Raw genomic sequence first — 267 nt, 5'->3', positions numbered from 1 at the left:
GGTGCTGGTGGGGTAGTGAATCTCGAACTTGGACGTCAGTGAGGAATACCCGCATGACCATTTTCCAAGACAGCGGCGCCGGCGATCGGCCTGCAGTCAGTGAGGCTGCGCAGTTCGACCCGTATTCAGGCAGCTACCTGGAGCAACTGCTGTTCCCTCCCCGTTTGTCCATCATGCTCGCGTGCGCCTTCCTGACGGTGCGGTCTGCCTTCCAAACCAGCAAACTGCAGGTGAATGCTGGTTTCGAGGAGATCATTCCGCAGTCCC

At 58.8% G+C, this 267-nt stretch carries 1 protein-coding gene; it reads left to right on the top strand.

Translation table 11 applies throughout. The features are described from left to right. Positions 1–53 precede the first annotated feature (53 nt). A partial coding sequence (locus R0K30_RS22205; protein WP_410613033.1) for a hypothetical protein occupies positions 54–267 on the top strand: 214 nt, incomplete at its 3' end.

Origin of the sequence: Bacillus sp. SIMBA_154 (assembly GCF_046536015.1) — a bacterium.
Taxonomy (GTDB): Bacteria; Bacillota; Bacilli; order Bacillales; family Bacillaceae; genus Bacillus; species Bacillus pumilus_P.
This window is presented reverse-complemented; position numbering and strand designations above follow the sequence as displayed.